Annotated in this window: 19 protein-coding genes; 12 read left to right on the top strand and 7 right to left on the bottom strand. The window is 59.2% G+C overall.

Going from position 1 to position 15,175, the window contains the following annotated elements; genetic code table 11:
- Positions 1 to 448 precede the first annotated feature (448 nt).
- Complete coding sequence (locus LN415_08125) at positions 449 to 1,507, top strand: hypothetical protein (protein ID MCJ2557052.1); 1,059 nt, start codon at positions 449 to 451, stop codon at positions 1,505 to 1,507.
- A gap of 34 nt (positions 1,508 to 1,541) precedes the next feature.
- Here the strand turns inward: LN415_08125 and LN415_08120 are convergent, their stop codons facing one another.
- Complete coding sequence (locus LN415_08120; GenBank protein ID MCJ2557051.1) at positions 1,542 to 2,102, bottom strand: hypothetical protein; 561 nt, start codon at positions 2,100 to 2,102, stop codon at positions 1,542 to 1,544.
- A gap of 348 nt (positions 2,103 to 2,450) precedes the next feature.
- Positions 2,451 to 3,494 (bottom strand): enoyl-CoA hydratase/isomerase family protein, encoded by a 1,044-nt coding sequence (locus LN415_08115; protein MCJ2557050.1) that lies wholly within the window; start codon positions 3,492 to 3,494, stop codon positions 2,451 to 2,453.
- Between the two features lie 38 nt (positions 3,495 to 3,532).
- Here LN415_08115 and LN415_08110 point away from each other — a divergent pair, with 38 nt between their 5' ends.
- Positions 3,533 to 4,066 (top strand): hypothetical protein, encoded by a 534-nt coding sequence (locus LN415_08110; protein ID MCJ2557049.1) that lies wholly within the window; start codon positions 3,533 to 3,535, stop codon positions 4,064 to 4,066.
- On the top strand, positions 4,059 to 5,147 hold the full coding sequence (locus LN415_08105) for a hypothetical protein (protein ID MCJ2557048.1): 1,089 nt from the start codon (positions 4,059 to 4,061) through the stop codon (positions 5,145 to 5,147). Before LN415_08110 ends, LN415_08105 begins: the two co-directional genes overlap by 8 nt.
- An 80-nt stretch (positions 5,148 to 5,227) precedes the next feature.
- Here LN415_08105 and LN415_08100 read toward each other — a convergent pair whose 3' ends face one another.
- The 5 genes from LN415_08100 to LN415_08080 all read right to left on the bottom strand — a co-directional run bounded on the left by LN415_08100 (position 5,228) and on the right by LN415_08080 (position 8,145).
- Entirely contained in the window at positions 5,228 to 5,587 is a 360-nt protein-coding gene (locus tag LN415_08100) for a hypothetical protein (GenBank protein MCJ2557047.1), read from the bottom strand.
- A 65-nt stretch (positions 5,588 to 5,652) separates the two neighbouring features.
- Positions 5,653 to 6,387, bottom strand: coding sequence for a methyltransferase domain-containing protein (locus tag LN415_08095; GenBank protein MCJ2557046.1), 735 nt, complete (start codon positions 6,385 to 6,387; stop codon positions 5,653 to 5,655).
- Positions 6,388 to 6,392: 5 nt separating this feature from the next.
- Positions 6,393 to 7,181 (bottom strand): hypothetical protein, encoded by a 789-nt coding sequence (locus tag LN415_08090; protein ID MCJ2557045.1) that lies wholly within the window; start codon positions 7,179 to 7,181, stop codon positions 6,393 to 6,395.
- The gene (nuoB, locus tag LN415_08085; GenBank protein MCJ2557044.1) at positions 7,178 to 7,774 is read right to left on the bottom strand and encodes an NADH-quinone oxidoreductase subunit NuoB; all 597 of its coding nucleotides are present in this window, start codon (positions 7,772 to 7,774) and stop codon (positions 7,178 to 7,180) included. Before nuoB ends, LN415_08090 begins: the two co-directional genes overlap by 4 nt.
- Positions 7,771 to 8,145: an NADH-quinone oxidoreductase subunit A gene (locus LN415_08080; protein ID MCJ2557043.1), complete on the bottom strand. Its 375-nt coding sequence runs from the start codon at positions 8,143 to 8,145 to the stop codon at positions 7,771 to 7,773. Before LN415_08080 ends, nuoB begins: the two co-directional genes overlap by 4 nt.
- Positions 8,146 to 8,555: 410 nt before the next feature.
- On the opposite strand from LN415_08080, the gene LN415_08075 reads away from it, so the two are divergent.
- From LN415_08075 to LN415_08035, 9 genes are all read left to right on the top strand, one after another.
- The gene (locus LN415_08075) at positions 8,556 to 8,996 is read left to right on the top strand and encodes an NADH-quinone oxidoreductase subunit C (protein ID MCJ2557042.1); all 441 of its coding nucleotides are present in this window, start codon (positions 8,556 to 8,558) and stop codon (positions 8,994 to 8,996) included.
- Complete coding sequence (locus tag LN415_08070; GenBank protein ID MCJ2557041.1) at positions 8,993 to 10,072, top strand: NADH-quinone oxidoreductase subunit D; 1,080 nt, start codon at positions 8,993 to 8,995, stop codon at positions 10,070 to 10,072. The genes LN415_08075 and LN415_08070 overlap by 4 nt, the downstream gene beginning before the upstream one ends.
- Positions 10,069 to 11,223 carry an NADH-quinone oxidoreductase subunit NuoH gene (nuoH, locus tag LN415_08065; GenBank protein MCJ2557040.1) on the top strand — a complete coding sequence of 385 codons (1,155 nt, stop codon included), beginning with the start codon at positions 10,069 to 10,071 and terminating at the stop codon, positions 11,221 to 11,223. Before LN415_08070 ends, nuoH begins: the two co-directional genes overlap by 4 nt.
- The gene (locus LN415_08060) at positions 11,223 to 11,921 is read left to right on the top strand and encodes a 4Fe-4S binding protein (GenBank protein ID MCJ2557039.1); all 699 of its coding nucleotides are present in this window, start codon (positions 11,223 to 11,225) and stop codon (positions 11,919 to 11,921) included. Before nuoH ends, LN415_08060 begins: the two co-directional genes overlap by 1 nt.
- The gene (locus tag LN415_08055; GenBank protein ID MCJ2557038.1) at positions 11,922 to 12,173 is read left to right on the top strand and encodes an NADH-quinone oxidoreductase subunit J; all 252 of its coding nucleotides are present in this window, start codon (positions 11,922 to 11,924) and stop codon (positions 12,171 to 12,173) included. It abuts the gene before it with no gap.
- Complete coding sequence (locus LN415_08050; protein MCJ2557037.1) at positions 12,170 to 12,418, top strand: hypothetical protein; 249 nt, start codon at positions 12,170 to 12,172, stop codon at positions 12,416 to 12,418. The genes LN415_08055 and LN415_08050 overlap by 4 nt, the downstream gene beginning before the upstream one ends.
- On the top strand, positions 12,415 to 12,729 hold the full coding sequence (nuoK, locus tag LN415_08045) for an NADH-quinone oxidoreductase subunit NuoK (GenBank protein ID MCJ2557036.1): 315 nt from the start codon (positions 12,415 to 12,417) through the stop codon (positions 12,727 to 12,729). Before LN415_08050 ends, nuoK begins: the two co-directional genes overlap by 4 nt.
- A 1-nt stretch (position 12,730) precedes the next feature.
- A complete protein-coding gene (gene nuoL, locus LN415_08040; protein MCJ2557035.1) occupies positions 12,731 to 14,737 on the top strand; it encodes an NADH-quinone oxidoreductase subunit L in 2,007 nt (668 codons plus the stop codon).
- Between the two features lies 1 nt (position 14,738).
- A partial coding sequence (locus LN415_08035; protein MCJ2557034.1) for a hypothetical protein occupies positions 14,739 to 15,175 on the top strand: 437 nt, incomplete at its 3' end.

Genomic DNA, 15,175 nt, shown 5'->3' with positions numbered 1-15,175 from the left:
TCTGGGGGAAAAGTGTAGAACATCGCGTGCTGCACGAAAACAAAGCTGGCGATGAGACCCAGGTTGAGCAGAACGAGGTTCCACGCAACCTTCCTGAGCAAGTGGTCTTTGCGAATACTCTCTGTGGAGAAGTGGTATGCCGTCTGAGACCCCCCGTGGCCTTATTGAACATATTGCTCTCACAGGGCTTAAAGATTTCTGTGCAAGATGAGATGAACGGGCCGTTCCTATGGTCTCGATCATGCCCGCCCTGGCCCCGTCTGGTCCAAGCTGAACTGCAGGGACTGGACGGTGGACCGCTTCTTCTGCCAATGTGCTCCTCACCGGGCACACCTCCGCAATTGCACTGCAAGATGTGCTCAACTTCCAGGGGAGTAGGTGTAGGCTCATCCTGTGAGAGATTAACAAATTCGCAAAGGTCATATATCATGAACCAGTTCAAACGTTCATGAAGAAGGGACTGACCAAGAACGAACGCAGGGTCCTCCACGGACTTGTCGTGCATCCGACCCTCAATGACCGCAAGCTCGCGGAGAAGACGAAGGTCAAGCACTCCACGATCACAGCCATCAGGCGGAGACTTCGCGAGGAAGGATACTTCAAGACGGTCAGGATCCCGTCCATGAATAAGCTGGGCTGCGAGCTGTCTGTTGTCGGATATGGAAGGTTCAATCCGTCTTCGAGCCAGAGCCTCAGAATGCGCTTCGTCGACACGATGAGGAGGGAGAACAAAGGGCTCTACCACTTCCTGATGTCTCCGGATTTCTACTTCACCCTGTCGGCAACACGGGACTACACATCCCTCAGAAGGTGGACCGAAGCGGTGGAGCAGGAGTTCGCTGACACAAGACTGTTCAACGGGACAAGCAGGACATCTGTGATATTCCCGTTCGAGCTGACGAGGCAGATTCGTTTCTTCCATTTCTCGCGACCCCTCAGCCTGCTCTTCGGTCTCGACGAGAAGGTCACGGTCGAGTCCCCCGACCAGAAGGTAGGCTCGAGAAGACTGACGAGAAAGGAGAGAACCGTGCTCAGGGGGTTGGTCGAGCATCCCGAATTCACTGATGTCGCTCTTTCCGAAGAGATCAACGCCTCGCGGCAGGTCATCTCGAGCATGAAGAGGAGGTTCGAGAGGAGCGGGCTCATCAGGACGGCTAGGACCGTTGACCTTGCGATGCTTGGATATGAGATACTGGCCTTCGTACACGTCCGGCTCAGTCCCAGGTTCCCGCTGAAATCGCGAACCGATGGACTTCAGAAAACCGTGCAGGACCTGCCCAATTACCTCATGTTCTCAGGGAACTCGGAGACGATGATGTCCGGTCCCTTCGTGAACTACAACGAGTACTTCAAGACCCGGAAGGATACTCTGTCGTTCTACACGCACAGGGAGTACATACTCGGGGAACCCACGGTGGAGCTCATCGCGCTGAGCGAGGCCGAGATTCCTGTGAACTGCGACTTCTCCAGCACGGTCGGTGAGGCCATCGACAGGCTTCCCAAGTGATCCTGACGGTTCTGGCAGCTGATGTGCACAAGCGTCAGAGCGCGAACTCCTTCACTGTCACGTTCCCTGGTCTGTCCTCGGCTTGCACTTCGATTAGACATCCTTCGATTCCGAGGTCCTTCTGAGCCTCGTAGTGCCAGAGCGTCTTGTTGTACTTCTCGCGGACAGCGTCGCCTTCCTCCAGCACTTCTCCGTTCTTCCTGATGATGACATGCACGCGCAGGACCTCGACGTCGTCCACGGCACGGATAACTATCTCCTCGCCTCGCTTTCCTGTGTAGGAGCTCGCGTCGATCTCCCTGACCTTAGGAGCCCTGAAGAAATCCCTCAGGGCGACGTTGTAAGATGTCAGGCGATACTTCTCTGCCAGGACTGCGTAGAGTCCCGCCGATGCCTCATCTCTGATGGCGCCCTTTGCGTAGGCAGCCGCGTCCTGGAACCTCTCCTGATGCTCCATCTGCATCTTCGAGAACTTCCTGTTCTTCGGAAAAGTGGGGGCTTTCGAAAGGTAGGGTCTGCCCTTCCACATCCTTCCGACCAGACCGCCCAGCTTCCCGCTGATGAACCTCAACAGGATGTTGCCTCTGACATTCATTCGACTCTCTCCTTTCTCCTCGAGTCCTCATTCAGGACTGGTCCGCTCCCACCTCGCAGATCCCATATGCCTCCCATAATCTGCCTATAACCATCCCATATGCATCCTATAATCATCCTATATCCATCCTATAAGGTTCCCATAAGCTTCCTTCGAGAACGGCTGGGCTAGTCTTGCTGTTTCGCGATCAAGAGAGGCAGAATCGTCGGTGTTCTTGTCTTTCTGCGGTATTGTCATGTTTGTCTTTCACGCGGAACCCACATATTTAACCTCCTGAAACAACACATCTGGATAATCTGATTCGGCGAAATGCTTCGTGGCATATCCGAACAGGAGCGGAATGCCCGCCTACTCGAACTTCTCCCCGCACTTTCCGCAGAAGTCGAAGTTCTCAGGGATCCCCTTGGAGCCGCACTTCGTGCATTCCTGCGTGTAGGGTCCCCACACGAACTCGGATGATTTGCCCTCGGCCGCCAGCTTCCTAAGCTTGCGGTATCCCGTCTCGCGCTTCTCCACGAACGCCTTCATGCCCTCCCACGTCTCGTACGAGGCGAAGTGCACGGACAGCCAATCACGTGCATGGCCGATTGTATTGTACCAGGCGAGGTCCTTCCAGAAGTTCGTCTGCTGCTTCGTGTATCTCATGCACTCGGGGAACTTGTCCACGAGCTTCTCGACCCACTCGGCCACGGCCTCGTCCAGCTTGGACAGGTCCACCGTGTAATCGCCTGACTTCAGCGCTCCCTTTATCTCCTTTGGGTCGTCGAAGGACGCGAAGTTCCCGCTAGAGTCCTTGAGCGACGGAACCACGAGGTTCACGAGTCCCCAGTCCATCGCCTTCTTGGCGGGGATCCTCTCGCACAGGTAGAGGATCTCGCGGGCCCGCCGGTCTCCCACCATAATCGGCAGGAACTGCGTCGCACCTCCCGCCGCGACGCTCCCGACCCGCGTGCCCACTTGCATTATCTCCGCGTGTTCTACCGCAATGGACAGATCGCAGCTCATGTGGAACTCGTTCCCGCCGCCCGCGACGACGCCGTTGACTCTTGCGATCGTGGGCTTCCCGCAGTTGCGAAGCATGTCGTGAGCATGATTGTAGTCGCCCATCCATTTCCAGAAATCACGCGGCCGAGCGGTGTAGTTATCCGCGTACTCCTTCACGTCCCCGCCCGTGCAGAACGCCCTGTCGCCCGCACCGGTCATGACGATGACGGCTACCGAGTCGTCCCACGAGGCGTCCTTGAAGGCGGCCGCCATCTCGCGCAGCGCGAGGATGCTGTAGGCGTTGTACACCTTCGGCCTGTTGATCGTTACGGTCGCTACCCAGTCCTTCTTCTCGTAGATTATGTCCTTGAAATCGAACTCCTTCGGATCCTTTGGCTCAAAACCCATGTCACTCCCCTTTGGCGGGTAAGCCGGGGGGCGTATTTATGCGTTTCTGGAAACCCAAGCTTCTTATTTCCCTAGTCTCTTCACCGCACACGGAAATGAGGACGTACATCACGCTCTGCGGTCGGCGCAGCTGGGCGCTCGTGAACAGCCTGTGGGCCTCCATAGAGGACCACGACTACCTGCCGGAGAAGCTCATCATCCTGCACCACGCGCGGCTCAAGGAGGACGCGCACGAATGCTCGGGGCCCGCCGAAGAGCTCCTGCGCACCTACGGCGTCGAACCCGAGGTCCTCGTTCATGTCGTCCCAGAGACGGACTTCATCAACCGCGTCGCCGAAAAGGTGGCGGAGATCATAAAGGAGGAGAAGAAGAAAGGGAACGAGGTCGCCCTGGACATCACTCCCGCCAGAAAGGCGCTCGCGCTACCCGCCTACACGTCCGCGCTCAATCACGGCGCCGACCACGTGTTCTACCTGTTCCTGCGCGACCTGAGGCACGCGAACCGCCCGTACCCGATGATACCTTACTTCCTCCACGACTGGAGGGACTTCGTGAGGAAGGGCGATGACTGAGTTCATACTGCCCAAGGACTACCTCATCCTCCTGCTGAACAAGGCCTTCAGGTACGGCAGGAAGATCCTCCGCATCAAGGAGCCCTTCTACGGGCTCGATCTGTTCACGGTAGACGAGAAGATGCGCATCTCCAAGATCGTGAGTGGGCGCGAGTTCAGGGAGGAGCGAGACAAGGTCGTCCATGGACTGGGTCGCCTGGACTGGGAGGCGCCCGAGTGGTTCGACTTCAAGGACTGTTTCCTCAGCTCCGGCGCACTGAGACCACGGGAGTGGGACGACTTCGTGGAACAGATACACCACATCAGGGCGAGAATGACGGGACCGTCGAGACCTAGGAAGCCCGTCTACATCGGAATCGACACGAACGTCGCGTACTCGCGCATATTCTCCCGCCACTTCCCGTACGTGGGTCACGAGGAGATCAACCCCGATTGCCTGGAGCTCGTCGTCAGCGAGCTCGTGCGCAAGGAGGTGGACAGGAGGATAGGCTACCGCTACAAACCCGATGAGGTCGAGGCTCTTTCAAGCAGGGCAAGGGCGCGCGGCCTCGTCCGAAGGTTGGGTCGCACGAACAAGCTGTCCACTCGGAAGGCGAAGCTGGCACAGAACGAGATAGACTTCCTCACGAAGGATCTCGGCGCGCTCGAGGTTTCCGGGCGAGACCTTGCCAAAGACAAAGAGCGCGTGGACAGGGACATGGCCGCGTCGTACGCCGACTTCCAGGAAAGCCATTCGGCAGAGGTCATCCTCGTCACGTTCGACCAGAACATGGTGGACCACGCGAAGAACGCCCGCCTGTCCACGGCGGTCATGCGCTTCCCGGTCAACGAGGCGCTCGGCGCGATAGACAACCCGTGGAGCCTGCACTGCCTGATCCACGACCTGGCGGTCATCTTCGGCGTCGTGCAACTGAGCCCGCTAGATATCCACGTGTGGGGAGAGTGGCAGGGGAAGCAGACGGAGGATTACGAGTTCGAGCGGGTGAAGATAGACATCGGGGAATCCATCCCCTTCCTCGACAAGTTCACGAAACAGGCCGAGAGGTGCGGGAAGATCATCGAGAGCATGCGGGAGGACTAGCCCCCGCCGGGTCCACATGCACCAGGCCAGTTGTATGAGTGGTTCGACAGCCGAGCTTCTGGACCGTGGAAAACCAGTGATCACTCGGTCGGAGCCGCCTGCTTCTTGCGCTTGGCCTCCATCTCTCTGAGCTCCCGCCCGATCCACACGCGCCTGCCGTTGGCGACCATTATGCTCATCTCGTTCGGAATCAGAGTGAGCTTGCCCTCCTGCGTGTCGAAGTTCAGCAGCTTGATCATGTCCCCCCTCTCGACCTTGCCAATCATGTCCTTGTTCAGCCTCAGGCGCGCGCGGAACTTCCCCTGCTTGAGGAATGCGATGCACAGCGGACCCTTCTTCGTCCTCTGGATCCCGCTCAGCTTCATCAGTCTACCCTCGACTGTCACGCTCTTCATCTTAGGCCTCAGGTCTCTAATCTCCAGTTCCTTCCTTACGGGCATCTCAATCCCTCGTGGGTCAATCGAATGCGCATCCACGTATTTGAAGGTAGACCTTTCATGATGTCCTACTTCTGCATGACGAAGAAGGCGGAGCCGTACCATTTACTGTGCTTTCGGTAGAGGTCGACCTCGCTCTGCTGCTTGTCCAGAACGGCCAGGGACCTCCGGTCATCTCCGTACTTGCGCCTGAAGGCTCGGATGCGCTCTTCCAGCGGCTTGTAGTACAAGTGCCACCAAGCATCATCCGGCAGGGGGAAGTGCCCGACGAGGTGATAGCCGCATCCAGGAACCGCGTCCACGTCCTCCTTGACCCTGCAGATCCCAGGATACATCCTCTCCCAGTAAACCCTGATCTCGTCTGGTGGGTCCGACCCCAACCAGCACATCTCGTGAACGACCAGGAACCCCTTAGGCCTGATGAGCCTCCTCCATTCCCTCAGGCCCTCCTCGAAGCCTATCACGAAAATGGAACCCTCCGCCCAGATGATGTCGAAGCTCCTGTCGGGGAAGTCGATGTCCCGGAGGGACATGTTCATCGTTCTGACCCTGTCCGAGGAATCGAGTTCCCTCGCCTTTCTGTCCAGCTCGTCTAGGGAGGCCTGATCGATATCTATCCCCGTCACAGTCCCATTGCTCAGCTTGGCGAGCTCGAGTGTCGGTTCCCCGTTGCCGCAGCCGATGTCAAGGATGTCGGGCCTGTTCATCTTGGGCAACATCCCGAACGCCTTTCGCGTGTATTCGAGCCGCCCGGTCTCGTCGAGAAGGTCTCTGCGAAGCTCGGAGAGAATGTCACCCGCCATGCGATTCACCAGCTCGCGACAGCGTCCTCCAGAGTCTCGTGCATGGTCATCTTGATGTCCCTGCTCTTCGCGTGGCCCTGCACACTCTCCCACAGTTCCTCCGCGAGCGGGGCGAGCTCCTTCGCGTCAGCGGGGACGAGACCGCAGAGCTTCGGGAAGGCCTCGGCGAACTTGGCGGGCAGGTCCAGGAAGGCGTTGTGCGAGTCGTAGAGGTCCCAAGTTGTCGTGAAGGACTTCCTGTTCACGGCGGCGACGTACCAGGCCAATACCTTGGCGAACCAGATGCAGGGCATCCTGAGCTTCGCCTCGTCCGCGACGATGCTCATGTTCCTCACCTTGGAGAGCTGCTCGTACGCGAGGACGAGCGCGTGTGCCGCCACGGCCCGCCAATAACCATCGTCCGCGTTCGTGACCAGAGCCTTGTATTCCCCGTACAGGTTCTCGGGATCGTACAGGATGTGCGGCATCGTGTAGTCGTTGGCCATCACAACGAACCATGCCCGAGGTTTCTCCAGCCCTTGGCGGATCTCCTCGTCCGTGTGGAACTCCGCGGACACGGCGATGTCCTTGTACAGGAAGCGCTCGTCCACGGGCTTCTTCCCGCCGACTATCACGGCCATCTCGAGGTCGGAGTGCTCAAGGTCCTTGCCCTTGGCGGTGGAGCCCACCACAGCGGCAGCGCGGACGGCGCACTTCCTCTTGAGAATCGTGAGCAGGTCCTCCGCAATCCGTAATCTCTCTGCGTGCTGCACGAAAACCGTGAGAAGATGATCGTAGAAATCCTTTGCGGTCACACGGGCTCAGGTAGGCGGATGTCCGACCTGCCCTTGGGCTGCAGGAAGTACTCCTTCTTCTCCTGCTTCACCATCTCCTTAAGCTTGAGGAAGCCGTCGAGCATGCCCTCCGGACGCACGGGACAGCCTGGTATGTACACCGCCACCGGCACGATTCTGTCCACGCCCTGGACGATGTTGTATGAGTCGTAGAACGGCCCGCCGGAGATCGCGCACTCGCCCATCGCCACGACCCATTTCGGGGCGGGCATCTGGTCGTACAGCCTCTTGATCGTCGGGACCAGCTTGATGCTCACGGGCCCGTTGACGAGGAGTATGTCCACCTGCCTGGGCGTCGAGCGGTATATCATCCCGAACCTTTCGACGTCGTATCTCGGTCCGGAAGCGGCGGCCATCTCGAGGGAGCAGCACATTATGCCCCAGTGCAGGGGCCAGGGGCTGTTCCTCAGGCCCCAGTTGAAGATCCTTCCCGTCAGGAGGTTCACGATCTTCTTCATCCGTGTGAGCTCGGCCGCCTTCGTGAGCGCGCCCGAGAACCACTCCATGAAGTCGGAGGAATCCCATCCCCAGACCATGGAACCATCTTCCGTCATGCGCTCACCTTCTCCTGCTTCATGAGCGCGTAGAAGGCTGCCCCTCCGAGGAGGAGCGCGAACGTGAGCACGAAAGCCATCGACCAGAACAGCCGCTCGGCGCCCCGATACTCGGCGAGGTTGAACGCCCACAGCAGAAGGACCACGGCGATGACGTCGAAGGCTACGAAGACTATGGCGAAGATGTAGTACTGGAAGTTGAAGCGCACCTGCGCGGGGCCGATTGGCTCCTCCCCGCACTCGTACGTGTCCTCGGTGTACGGAAGCGTCCTCCCGGGACGGAACCACCGGTTCACGAGGTAGGCCACGGGTCCGGCGATTATCGCGACTATCCCGAACAGGGCGACGACCAGGTAGTCCTCGGGAAGCATCTGCCCCTGTAAACTCGAATCGCAATAAAAGGGTTTCTACAACTCGATGGATTCCTATGACATTCCCCAATCTTCAAGGGGCATCCAAAGACAATCGGACTCCTTTGCAGGGTTTCGGTAAGGTCCATAACCGAACTCTGGAACCTGAGACAGGGAACGAGGAAGTTTCGGTTATGGGTATAACCGAAGATTCTGGAACTCGTCTAGCGAATCCCCCGTGAGTCTACACGTCACGTCTCAAACGCGATCAAGAGTCGGGAGCGGACAAACCTCGAACCGTCGTTGCGAAAACGAGACGGCTCCATTTGCCCCCGAAACCCCAATTCCATGGGTCTTAAATACGGCTATCCTATTTGCCTTTCAATCTTTGGGAGCAACCCGACCAACGAGCATCGCCCTTCGGTGAGGTTATGAACGAGGAGGAGGTAACCGAGCAACTCAAGCGAGACTTTCCCGAGGGCGTTTCGGATTTTTCCTTCCCGCGCAAGGGCATGGTGAGGTTTTCCGCGGACCGCGACCGCCTGAAGGACGTCTGCACCCGCCTGAAGGACATCGGGTTCGAGCAGATCTCGCTCATCTCGGCGCTGGACTGGCGGGAGCATTTCGAGTGCGTCTATCACATCACGTCCTATTCCTTCGGCATCGTGGCGGAGGTCCACACAAAGATCCCGGTCGACGACCCCAAGGTCGACTCCGTCACACCAGTGTGGCCGGGCGCCAACTTCCACGAGAGGGAAGCATACGACATGATGGGCATCGTCTTCGAGGGCCACCCCGACCTGAGGAGGATACTGCTCCCCGATGATTTCACGTTCTATCCGTTAAGAAAGAACTTCAGGGAAGGAGAATGACGAAACTCTGGATAAACATGGGACCGCAGCATCCGATGACGCACGGACTGTGGAATCTGAAGATCCTCGTCGACGGCGAGACGATCGTGGACGCCGAGCCCGTCCTCGGTTACCTACACAGGGGGGTAGAGAAGCTGTGCGAGCGCAGGACCTACAACCAGATCATCCCGCTCGCGGACAGGCTGTGCTACGTGTCCTCGCTGTGCTTCGCGCACGCGTACTGCCTCACGGTGGAGGAGATGATGGACCTCGAGATCCCAGAGCGGGCGAAGTACCTGCGCGTCATAGCGCTGGAGATGCAACGGCTCACGTCCCACATGACGTGGCTCATGGCGATAGGCCCGGACGTCGGCCTGATCACGCTGCTCCTGTACTGCCTGCGGGAGAGGGAGTACTTCCTCGACCTGCTCCAGCTCCAGACGGGAGCGAGGATGAACCAGAACTACCCCAGGATCGGCGGGGTCTCCCAGGACATTCCCCCCAACTTCGAGCACAAGGTGAATAAGATCTTCGAGAAGTTCAAGGTGAGGGTCAAGGACTACCACAAGGTAACAAACGAGAGCAGCGCCTTCCTAAAGAGGATGCAGGGCGTGGGCACCCTCTCGGTGGAGGACGCGATAGCGTACGGCGTGACGGGACCGAACCTCCGAGGCAGCGGGGCCAAGCGGGACATGCGGGAACACGACCCGTATGAGGTCTACGACGAGCTGGACTGGGAGGTCCAGGTCCGCGACGAAGGTGACAGTCTCGCGCGCTTCCATGTGCGAATGGGGGAGATGCTGGAGAGCTGCAAGATCATCCGACAGGCGCTGAAGAAGATGCCCGACGGTCCGATAAATGTGAAGGCGCCTCTACGCCCAGAGGGACAGAGCTTCCGGCGGACGGAGGACTCTCGCGGTGAGGTGTCCTACTACATCGTGGGCAACGGTGGCGAATCGCCATATCGCCTGAAGGTAAGAAGCCCGATCTTCTGCACTATGAACGTCCTGCCGAAGTTGCTCAGAGGGGTGAACGTCGCCGACGTGCTGGCGATAATGGGGAGCATAGACGTCTGCATAGGAGAGACTGACAAATGAGCGGACTCTTCGACCTCGGAGGATGGAGCCGGGAGATCTCGGCCTTTGTCAGCGGCATTCTGGCCTGGCTCGCGGACCTGCTCGGCGGCTGGATCCCATGGTTCCATGACGTGGCGAACTGGTTCAGGAGCGACGCGGTCATCGAATTCTGGGGCTTCGCCATCGCGGTCGTGATCATGCTCGTGTTCGCCGTCATCAACCTCCTCGTCGTCCTGTGGATGGAGAGGAAGCTCTACGGAAGGTTGCAGGACAGGAGGGGAGTGATGGTCCCGCACCCGTGGAAGAAGATACACAAGGGGACGGGCTTCCTGCAGAACATGGCGGACGGCATCAAGCTCGTCATGAAGGAGAGCATAACGCCTCGGAACGCGGACAAGTCCATGTTCCACGCCGCCCCCGCCATCATATTCATCTCGTCCGTCATGGCCTACGCGGCCATCCCGCTGAGCACGACATTCGTGCTGGCGGACCTCGAACTCGGGCTCATTTTCATCGTGGCGATGTTCGCACTGTCCCCTCTCGCCGTCCTGATCGCGGGCTGGGCGAGCGGCAACAAGTACACGCTCATCGGGGGTATGAGAGGGGCCGCGCAGATGCTCGCCTACGAGATTCCGCTGCTCCTGTGCATCGCGGGCGTGGCGATAATGGCGGGCTCCCTCAACCCCATGGAGGTCGTTGCGGCTCAGCAGAGGACATCCGTCCTGGGGATCGAGAACTGGTACTTCATCCCGCAGTTCATAGGCTTCGTCGTGTTCATGGTCGCCATCCTGGCGGAGCTGGAGAAGCTCCCCTTCGACATCCCAGAGGCGGAGTCGGAGCTCGTGGAGGGCTGGCTCACCGAGATCACGGACATCAGGTTCGGCCTCATCTTCATGTCCAAGTGGATGAAGGGCTGGGCGGCCGCCGCCCTCGTCGTGCTCCTCTTCTTCGGCGGGTGGTCCGGACCGTTCTTCCCGCAAGAGGTCTGGTTCATGATCAAGACATACATCGTCTTCGCGTTCTTCGTATGGATAGCCTGGATCCTGCCCAGGATCAGGATAGACCAGATACTCAAGATAGGCTGGTACGAGCTCGTGCCCCTGAGCTTCGCGACCATCCTCATCGCGGTGGCGTTGAAGTTCCTGTCACACTTTGGGATGGGGTGGTTCTGATGGCCGACAAGTCGGGTCTGATGAACTACTTCCTGAAACCTCTGTACGTCTCGATGAAGCAGACGTTCAAGTCGCTGCTCAAGCCCGAGACCATTCTGATCCCGTATGAGTCCGCCGAGGAGAGGGCCGCCCTGCGCGAGGGCTTCCGAGGACAGCATTCGATAGACTGGGGCAGGTGCATAGGCTGCGGGCTCTGCTCGCGCGTCTGCCCGAACCAGTGCATCACCATGGAGAAGATCGAGGTCGAGAGCACCAAGTCGCTGAGGTCGACGCAGGACGAGAAGAAGGGCGTGATATCCCGCCCGGCCGTGGACATCGGGGTCTGCCTGTACTGCGGCTTCTGCGGCGAGTACTGCCCGACCGGCGCCTGGGAGTACACGACCATCGTCGAGCTGGCGGAGTTCGAGCGGGAGGACCTCGTACTGTCGGCAGAGGCGCTGCGCAAGGACACGGAGGGCGAGAAGGTCCCGGTCGCGAACAGAATCGAGGAGAACCCGCAGCTGGACGCGGAGACGTGCATCGGCTGCAAGCGCTGCGAGCGCAACTGCCCGACGCGGTGCATCGAGATGGTCCCCGGACCGAAGATGCGCAAGGACAAGCCCATACCGAACCCGAAGTTCGACTACTCCGTCTGCGTGGGCTGCAAGACGTGCGTCGAGGTCTGCCCCTCGGACTCGCTGCGGATGGAGGTGCGCTAGATGGAATGGGACCTCGTCTGGTTCCTCGCTCTCGCGATCATCGAGATCGTCGGCACCCTGGCGGTTGTGCTGTCGCGGAAGCTGGTCCACAGCGCCTTCTGGCTCGCGGTGACGCTTATCACGATGAGCGGCATCTACATACTGCTCAAATCGGAGTTCGTCGCTCTCATCCAGTTATTGGTCTACGCCGGCGCCGTCCCGATCCTGTTCTTGTTCGGGATTGTGCTCACTAGAAGGGGGGAGGAGGAGTGAGAAAGGTCTTCCTTGCCCTGATACCAGCGTTCCTTCTCACGATCGTCATGGTCGTCCTGGTCGCCTCCGTCTCATGGACGGATGTGATGGAGGACGCGGGCAAGGAGGGGAGCGACCAGGTCCCGCTGAAGGACGTGGCCAACTACACGTTCGAGGACTACGGCTTTGCCCTGGTCGTCCTGGGACTGCTCCTGGCATCGGCCATCATCGCGGGCACATTCCTGGCCCAGGAGGAGATGGATTGATACCGCTGGAGTACGAACTGGCACTCGCGGGCATCCTCTTCGGCATAGGGATCTTTGGCATCATCTACCGCAAGAACGCGATCATCGTCCTGATGTCCGTGGAGATCATCCTCAACGCCGCGATAATGAACCTGGTGGCGTTCTCCTCCTACGCGATCAACCCTATCACAGGGGACCCGGGAGGTCAGGTCTTCGCGGTCCTCGCCATCGCGATCGCCGCGGGAGAGGTGTGCATAGGACTGGGGATCTACATCGTGTACTTCCGATCGAGGAAGGACATCAATCTTGAAGAGGCGACGAGGTTGAGGTAAGATGTTCGAGTACGCCCTGCTGATAGTTGCCGTACCTCTCGTCGCCTTTCTCCTGATAATCATATTCGGACGCTGGACGCGGCAGGGCGGGGCTGCGATAGCGATCGCGGCTCTCGGGACCTCCTTCATCGTCTCGGTAATCCTCTTCGCCCAGGTCCTCGGTTTGGGTGCATTAGGAGCACCGGTCTCCGAAGAGGTGTTCAAGTACAACTGGATAGGGCCGATCGAGTTCGGTCTGCTGATCGACAACGTCTCGGCGTTGATGATGGTCCTCGTCTCGTTCCTCTGCCTCGTCATCGGCATCTACTCACTGGGCTACATGGCGGAGGACAAGTCCAAGACGCGGTACTACGCCGAGTTCGTGCTCTTCACCGCGGGCATGCTGGGCACCGTGAGCGCCAACAACTTCCTCCAGTTCCTGATATTCTGGGAGACAATGGGCCTGTGCTCGTACCTCCTGATCGGGTTCTGGTACGAGAAGTCCAAGGCCGCGAGCGCCGCGAAGAAGGCCTTCATGGTCACGAGGGTCGGCGATATGCTGTTGCTCATAGGCATCATGGCGATCTACGCGTCCCTTGGCACGTTCAATATCGTGGAGATCCAGGCCCGCGGGATTCCAGCCGGTGCCCTCATGCACGTGATCCCGCTGCTTCTCTTCGCCGGGGCGGTCGGCAAGAGCGCTCAGTTCCCGCTGCACATCTGGCTGCCCGACGCTATGGAGGGTCCGACCACGGTCAGCGCCCTCATACACGCCGCCACGATGGTGAAGGCCGGCGTCTTCCTTGTTGCAAGGAGCTTCCCGCTCGTGGCGGCCTCTGACATAGCTTCGATCACAGTAATCTGCATAGGAGGTTTCACCGCCATTTTCGCGGCATCCATGGCTCTCGTGGCGTTCGACATCAAACGAGTTCTCGCCTACTCGACGATCAGCCAGATAGGCTACATGATCTTAGGTCTGGGAGCTGCAGCTCTCCTGTACGATGTCGGGCATGCTTCGCACGGGTTCACCGCTTCCATGTATCACCTGATGAACCACGCCTTCTTCAAGGCACTGCTGTTCCTCGCAGCGGGGTCGGTCATCCACGCGGTCGGGAGCAACGACATGCGCGTCATGGGCGGGCTACATTCCAAGATGAAGATTACGTCGATAACTATGCTCTTCGGAGCGTTAGCTCTATCTGGCATCCCGCCGTTCAGCGGTTTCTGGAGCAAGGACGCGATCCTGCACGAGGTCTTCGTCGCGGGCGAGACATACGGCGCGATCTTCACATTCATCTGGGTCGCGGGCGTCATAACCGCCTTCCTGACGGCGTTCTACGCGTTCCGATTATGGTTCATGACGTTCGCCGGGAAGACCCGCGGGGACATACATCCGCACGAGTCGCCGCGCGTGATGACCTACCCGCTCATAGCCCTCGCGGTATTCGCCCTCATCTCGGGAATGCTCGCGCTCGTGATCGGGGGCTTCGGTCATCTGATCACTTACGGAGGCACCGTCCATGAGGGCACGATGGAGCTCCTGACGGAGATATTCACCAGCCCGCTGACGTACATCACGCTCTTCGCGGCGGTGGCAGGCATAGGGCTCGCTCACGTCGTCTACAACAAGCAGAGGGTCTCGTCGGAGATCTTCGTCTCCACGTCCGTCGGGCGGGGAATGCAGAAGCTCCTCCAGAACAGGTACTACCTGGACGCCGCATACCGTGGCTTCGCGCTTCACGTCGGAATGGGCATCGCTCGTGCCGCGGACTGGTTCGACCGCAACGTCATCGACGGCGTCGTCAACGGGTCCGCCAAGCTCGGTCTCCTCATGGCTAGGGGATCGGACGCGGTCGACAGGAAGGGCGTCGACGGAGCGGTGGACGGCATCGCGTACGCAATCACAGGCTCAAGCTATCGAGCTAGGGCAAGGCAGACGGGACAGATACAGGTCTACCTGGCGGTGATGGTGATGGGGATGTTCGCGGTCGCCCTCATAATGCTGATCTACTTGTCGGGAGGTTGGTGACGTGCAGTTCCCGATACTCAGCCTGCTGCTCATCGTTCCCCTTATCGGGACGGTGCTGACCATCGCAGGCGGGAAGCGCTACGCGAAGTGGGTCTCCGTGATCTCCGCCCTCATAAGTCTCGTTCTCTCGTCCATCCTCGTTCTCCACTTCCTGCCCGACAGCTTCATCGCATTCGGACCCGATTCCACTGGCAGGTTCTTCGCGTTCGAGATGTACTCGTGGGCCCCGAGCCTTGGGCTCAACTACATCGTGGGCGTGGACGGGCTGTCCGCCCCGCTCGTCTTCCTCACGCAGCTGCTCGTGCTGATGGGGTTGATATACTCGTGGAAGAAGGAGGAGCGCCCGCACCAGTTCTTCGGTCTCATCCTTCTCATCGGGTTGGCGATAACGGGCGTCTTCATCTCGCTCGACCTGTTCCTCTTCTTCGTCTTCTGGGA

It is taken from the genome of Candidatus Thermoplasmatota archaeon (assembly GCA_022848865.1).
Classification (GTDB): Archaea; Thermoplasmatota; Thermoplasmata; order RBG-16-68-12; family JAGMCJ01; genus JAGMCJ01.
Note: the sequence above shows the minus strand (reverse complement) of the source record. Positions and strands in the feature narration are given on the sequence as shown.

Bases quoted from the DNA above. Each gene is read 5' to 3' on its own strand.
- LN415_08120 (MCJ2557051.1), bottom strand. From the start codon at position 2,102: ATGAATGTCAGAGGCAACATCCTGTTGAGGTTCATCAGCGGGAAGCTG.
- nuoL (MCJ2557035.1), top strand. From the start codon at position 12,731: ATGTTCGAGTACGCCCTGCTGATAGTTGCCGTACCTCTCGTCGCCTTT.
- nuoH (MCJ2557040.1), top strand. From the start codon at position 10,069: ATGAGCGGACTCTTCGACCTCGGAGGATGGAGCCGGGAGATCTCGGCC.
- LN415_08080 (MCJ2557043.1), bottom strand. From the start codon at position 8,145: ATGCTTCCCGAGGACTACCTGGTCGTCGCCCTGTTCGGGATAGTCGCG.
- LN415_08070 (MCJ2557041.1), top strand. From the start codon at position 8,993: ATGACGAAACTCTGGATAAACATGGGACCGCAGCATCCGATGACGCAC.
- LN415_08060 (MCJ2557039.1), top strand. From the start codon at position 11,223: ATGGCCGACAAGTCGGGTCTGATGAACTACTTCCTGAAACCTCTGTAC.
- LN415_08055 (MCJ2557038.1), top strand. From the start codon at position 11,922: ATGGAATGGGACCTCGTCTGGTTCCTCGCTCTCGCGATCATCGAGATC.
- nuoB (MCJ2557044.1), bottom strand. From the start codon at position 7,774: ATGACGGAAGATGGTTCCATGGTCTGGGGATGGGATTCCTCCGACTTC.
- LN415_08115 (MCJ2557050.1), bottom strand. From the start codon at position 3,494: ATGGGTTTTGAGCCAAAGGATCCGAAGGAGTTCGATTTCAAGGACATA.
- LN415_08095 (MCJ2557046.1), bottom strand. From the start codon at position 6,387: ATGGCGGGTGACATTCTCTCCGAGCTTCGCAGAGACCTTCTCGACGAG.
- LN415_08110 (MCJ2557049.1), top strand. From the start codon at position 3,533: ATGCGTTTCTGGAAACCCAAGCTTCTTATTTCCCTAGTCTCTTCACCG.
- LN415_08105 (MCJ2557048.1), top strand. From the start codon at position 4,059: ATGACTGAGTTCATACTGCCCAAGGACTACCTCATCCTCCTGCTGAAC.
- LN415_08100 (MCJ2557047.1), bottom strand. From the start codon at position 5,587: ATGCCCGTAAGGAAGGAACTGGAGATTAGAGACCTGAGGCCTAAGATG.
- LN415_08125 (MCJ2557052.1), top strand. From the start codon at position 449: ATGAAGAAGGGACTGACCAAGAACGAACGCAGGGTCCTCCACGGACTT.
- LN415_08075 (MCJ2557042.1), top strand. From the start codon at position 8,556: ATGAACGAGGAGGAGGTAACCGAGCAACTCAAGCGAGACTTTCCCGAG.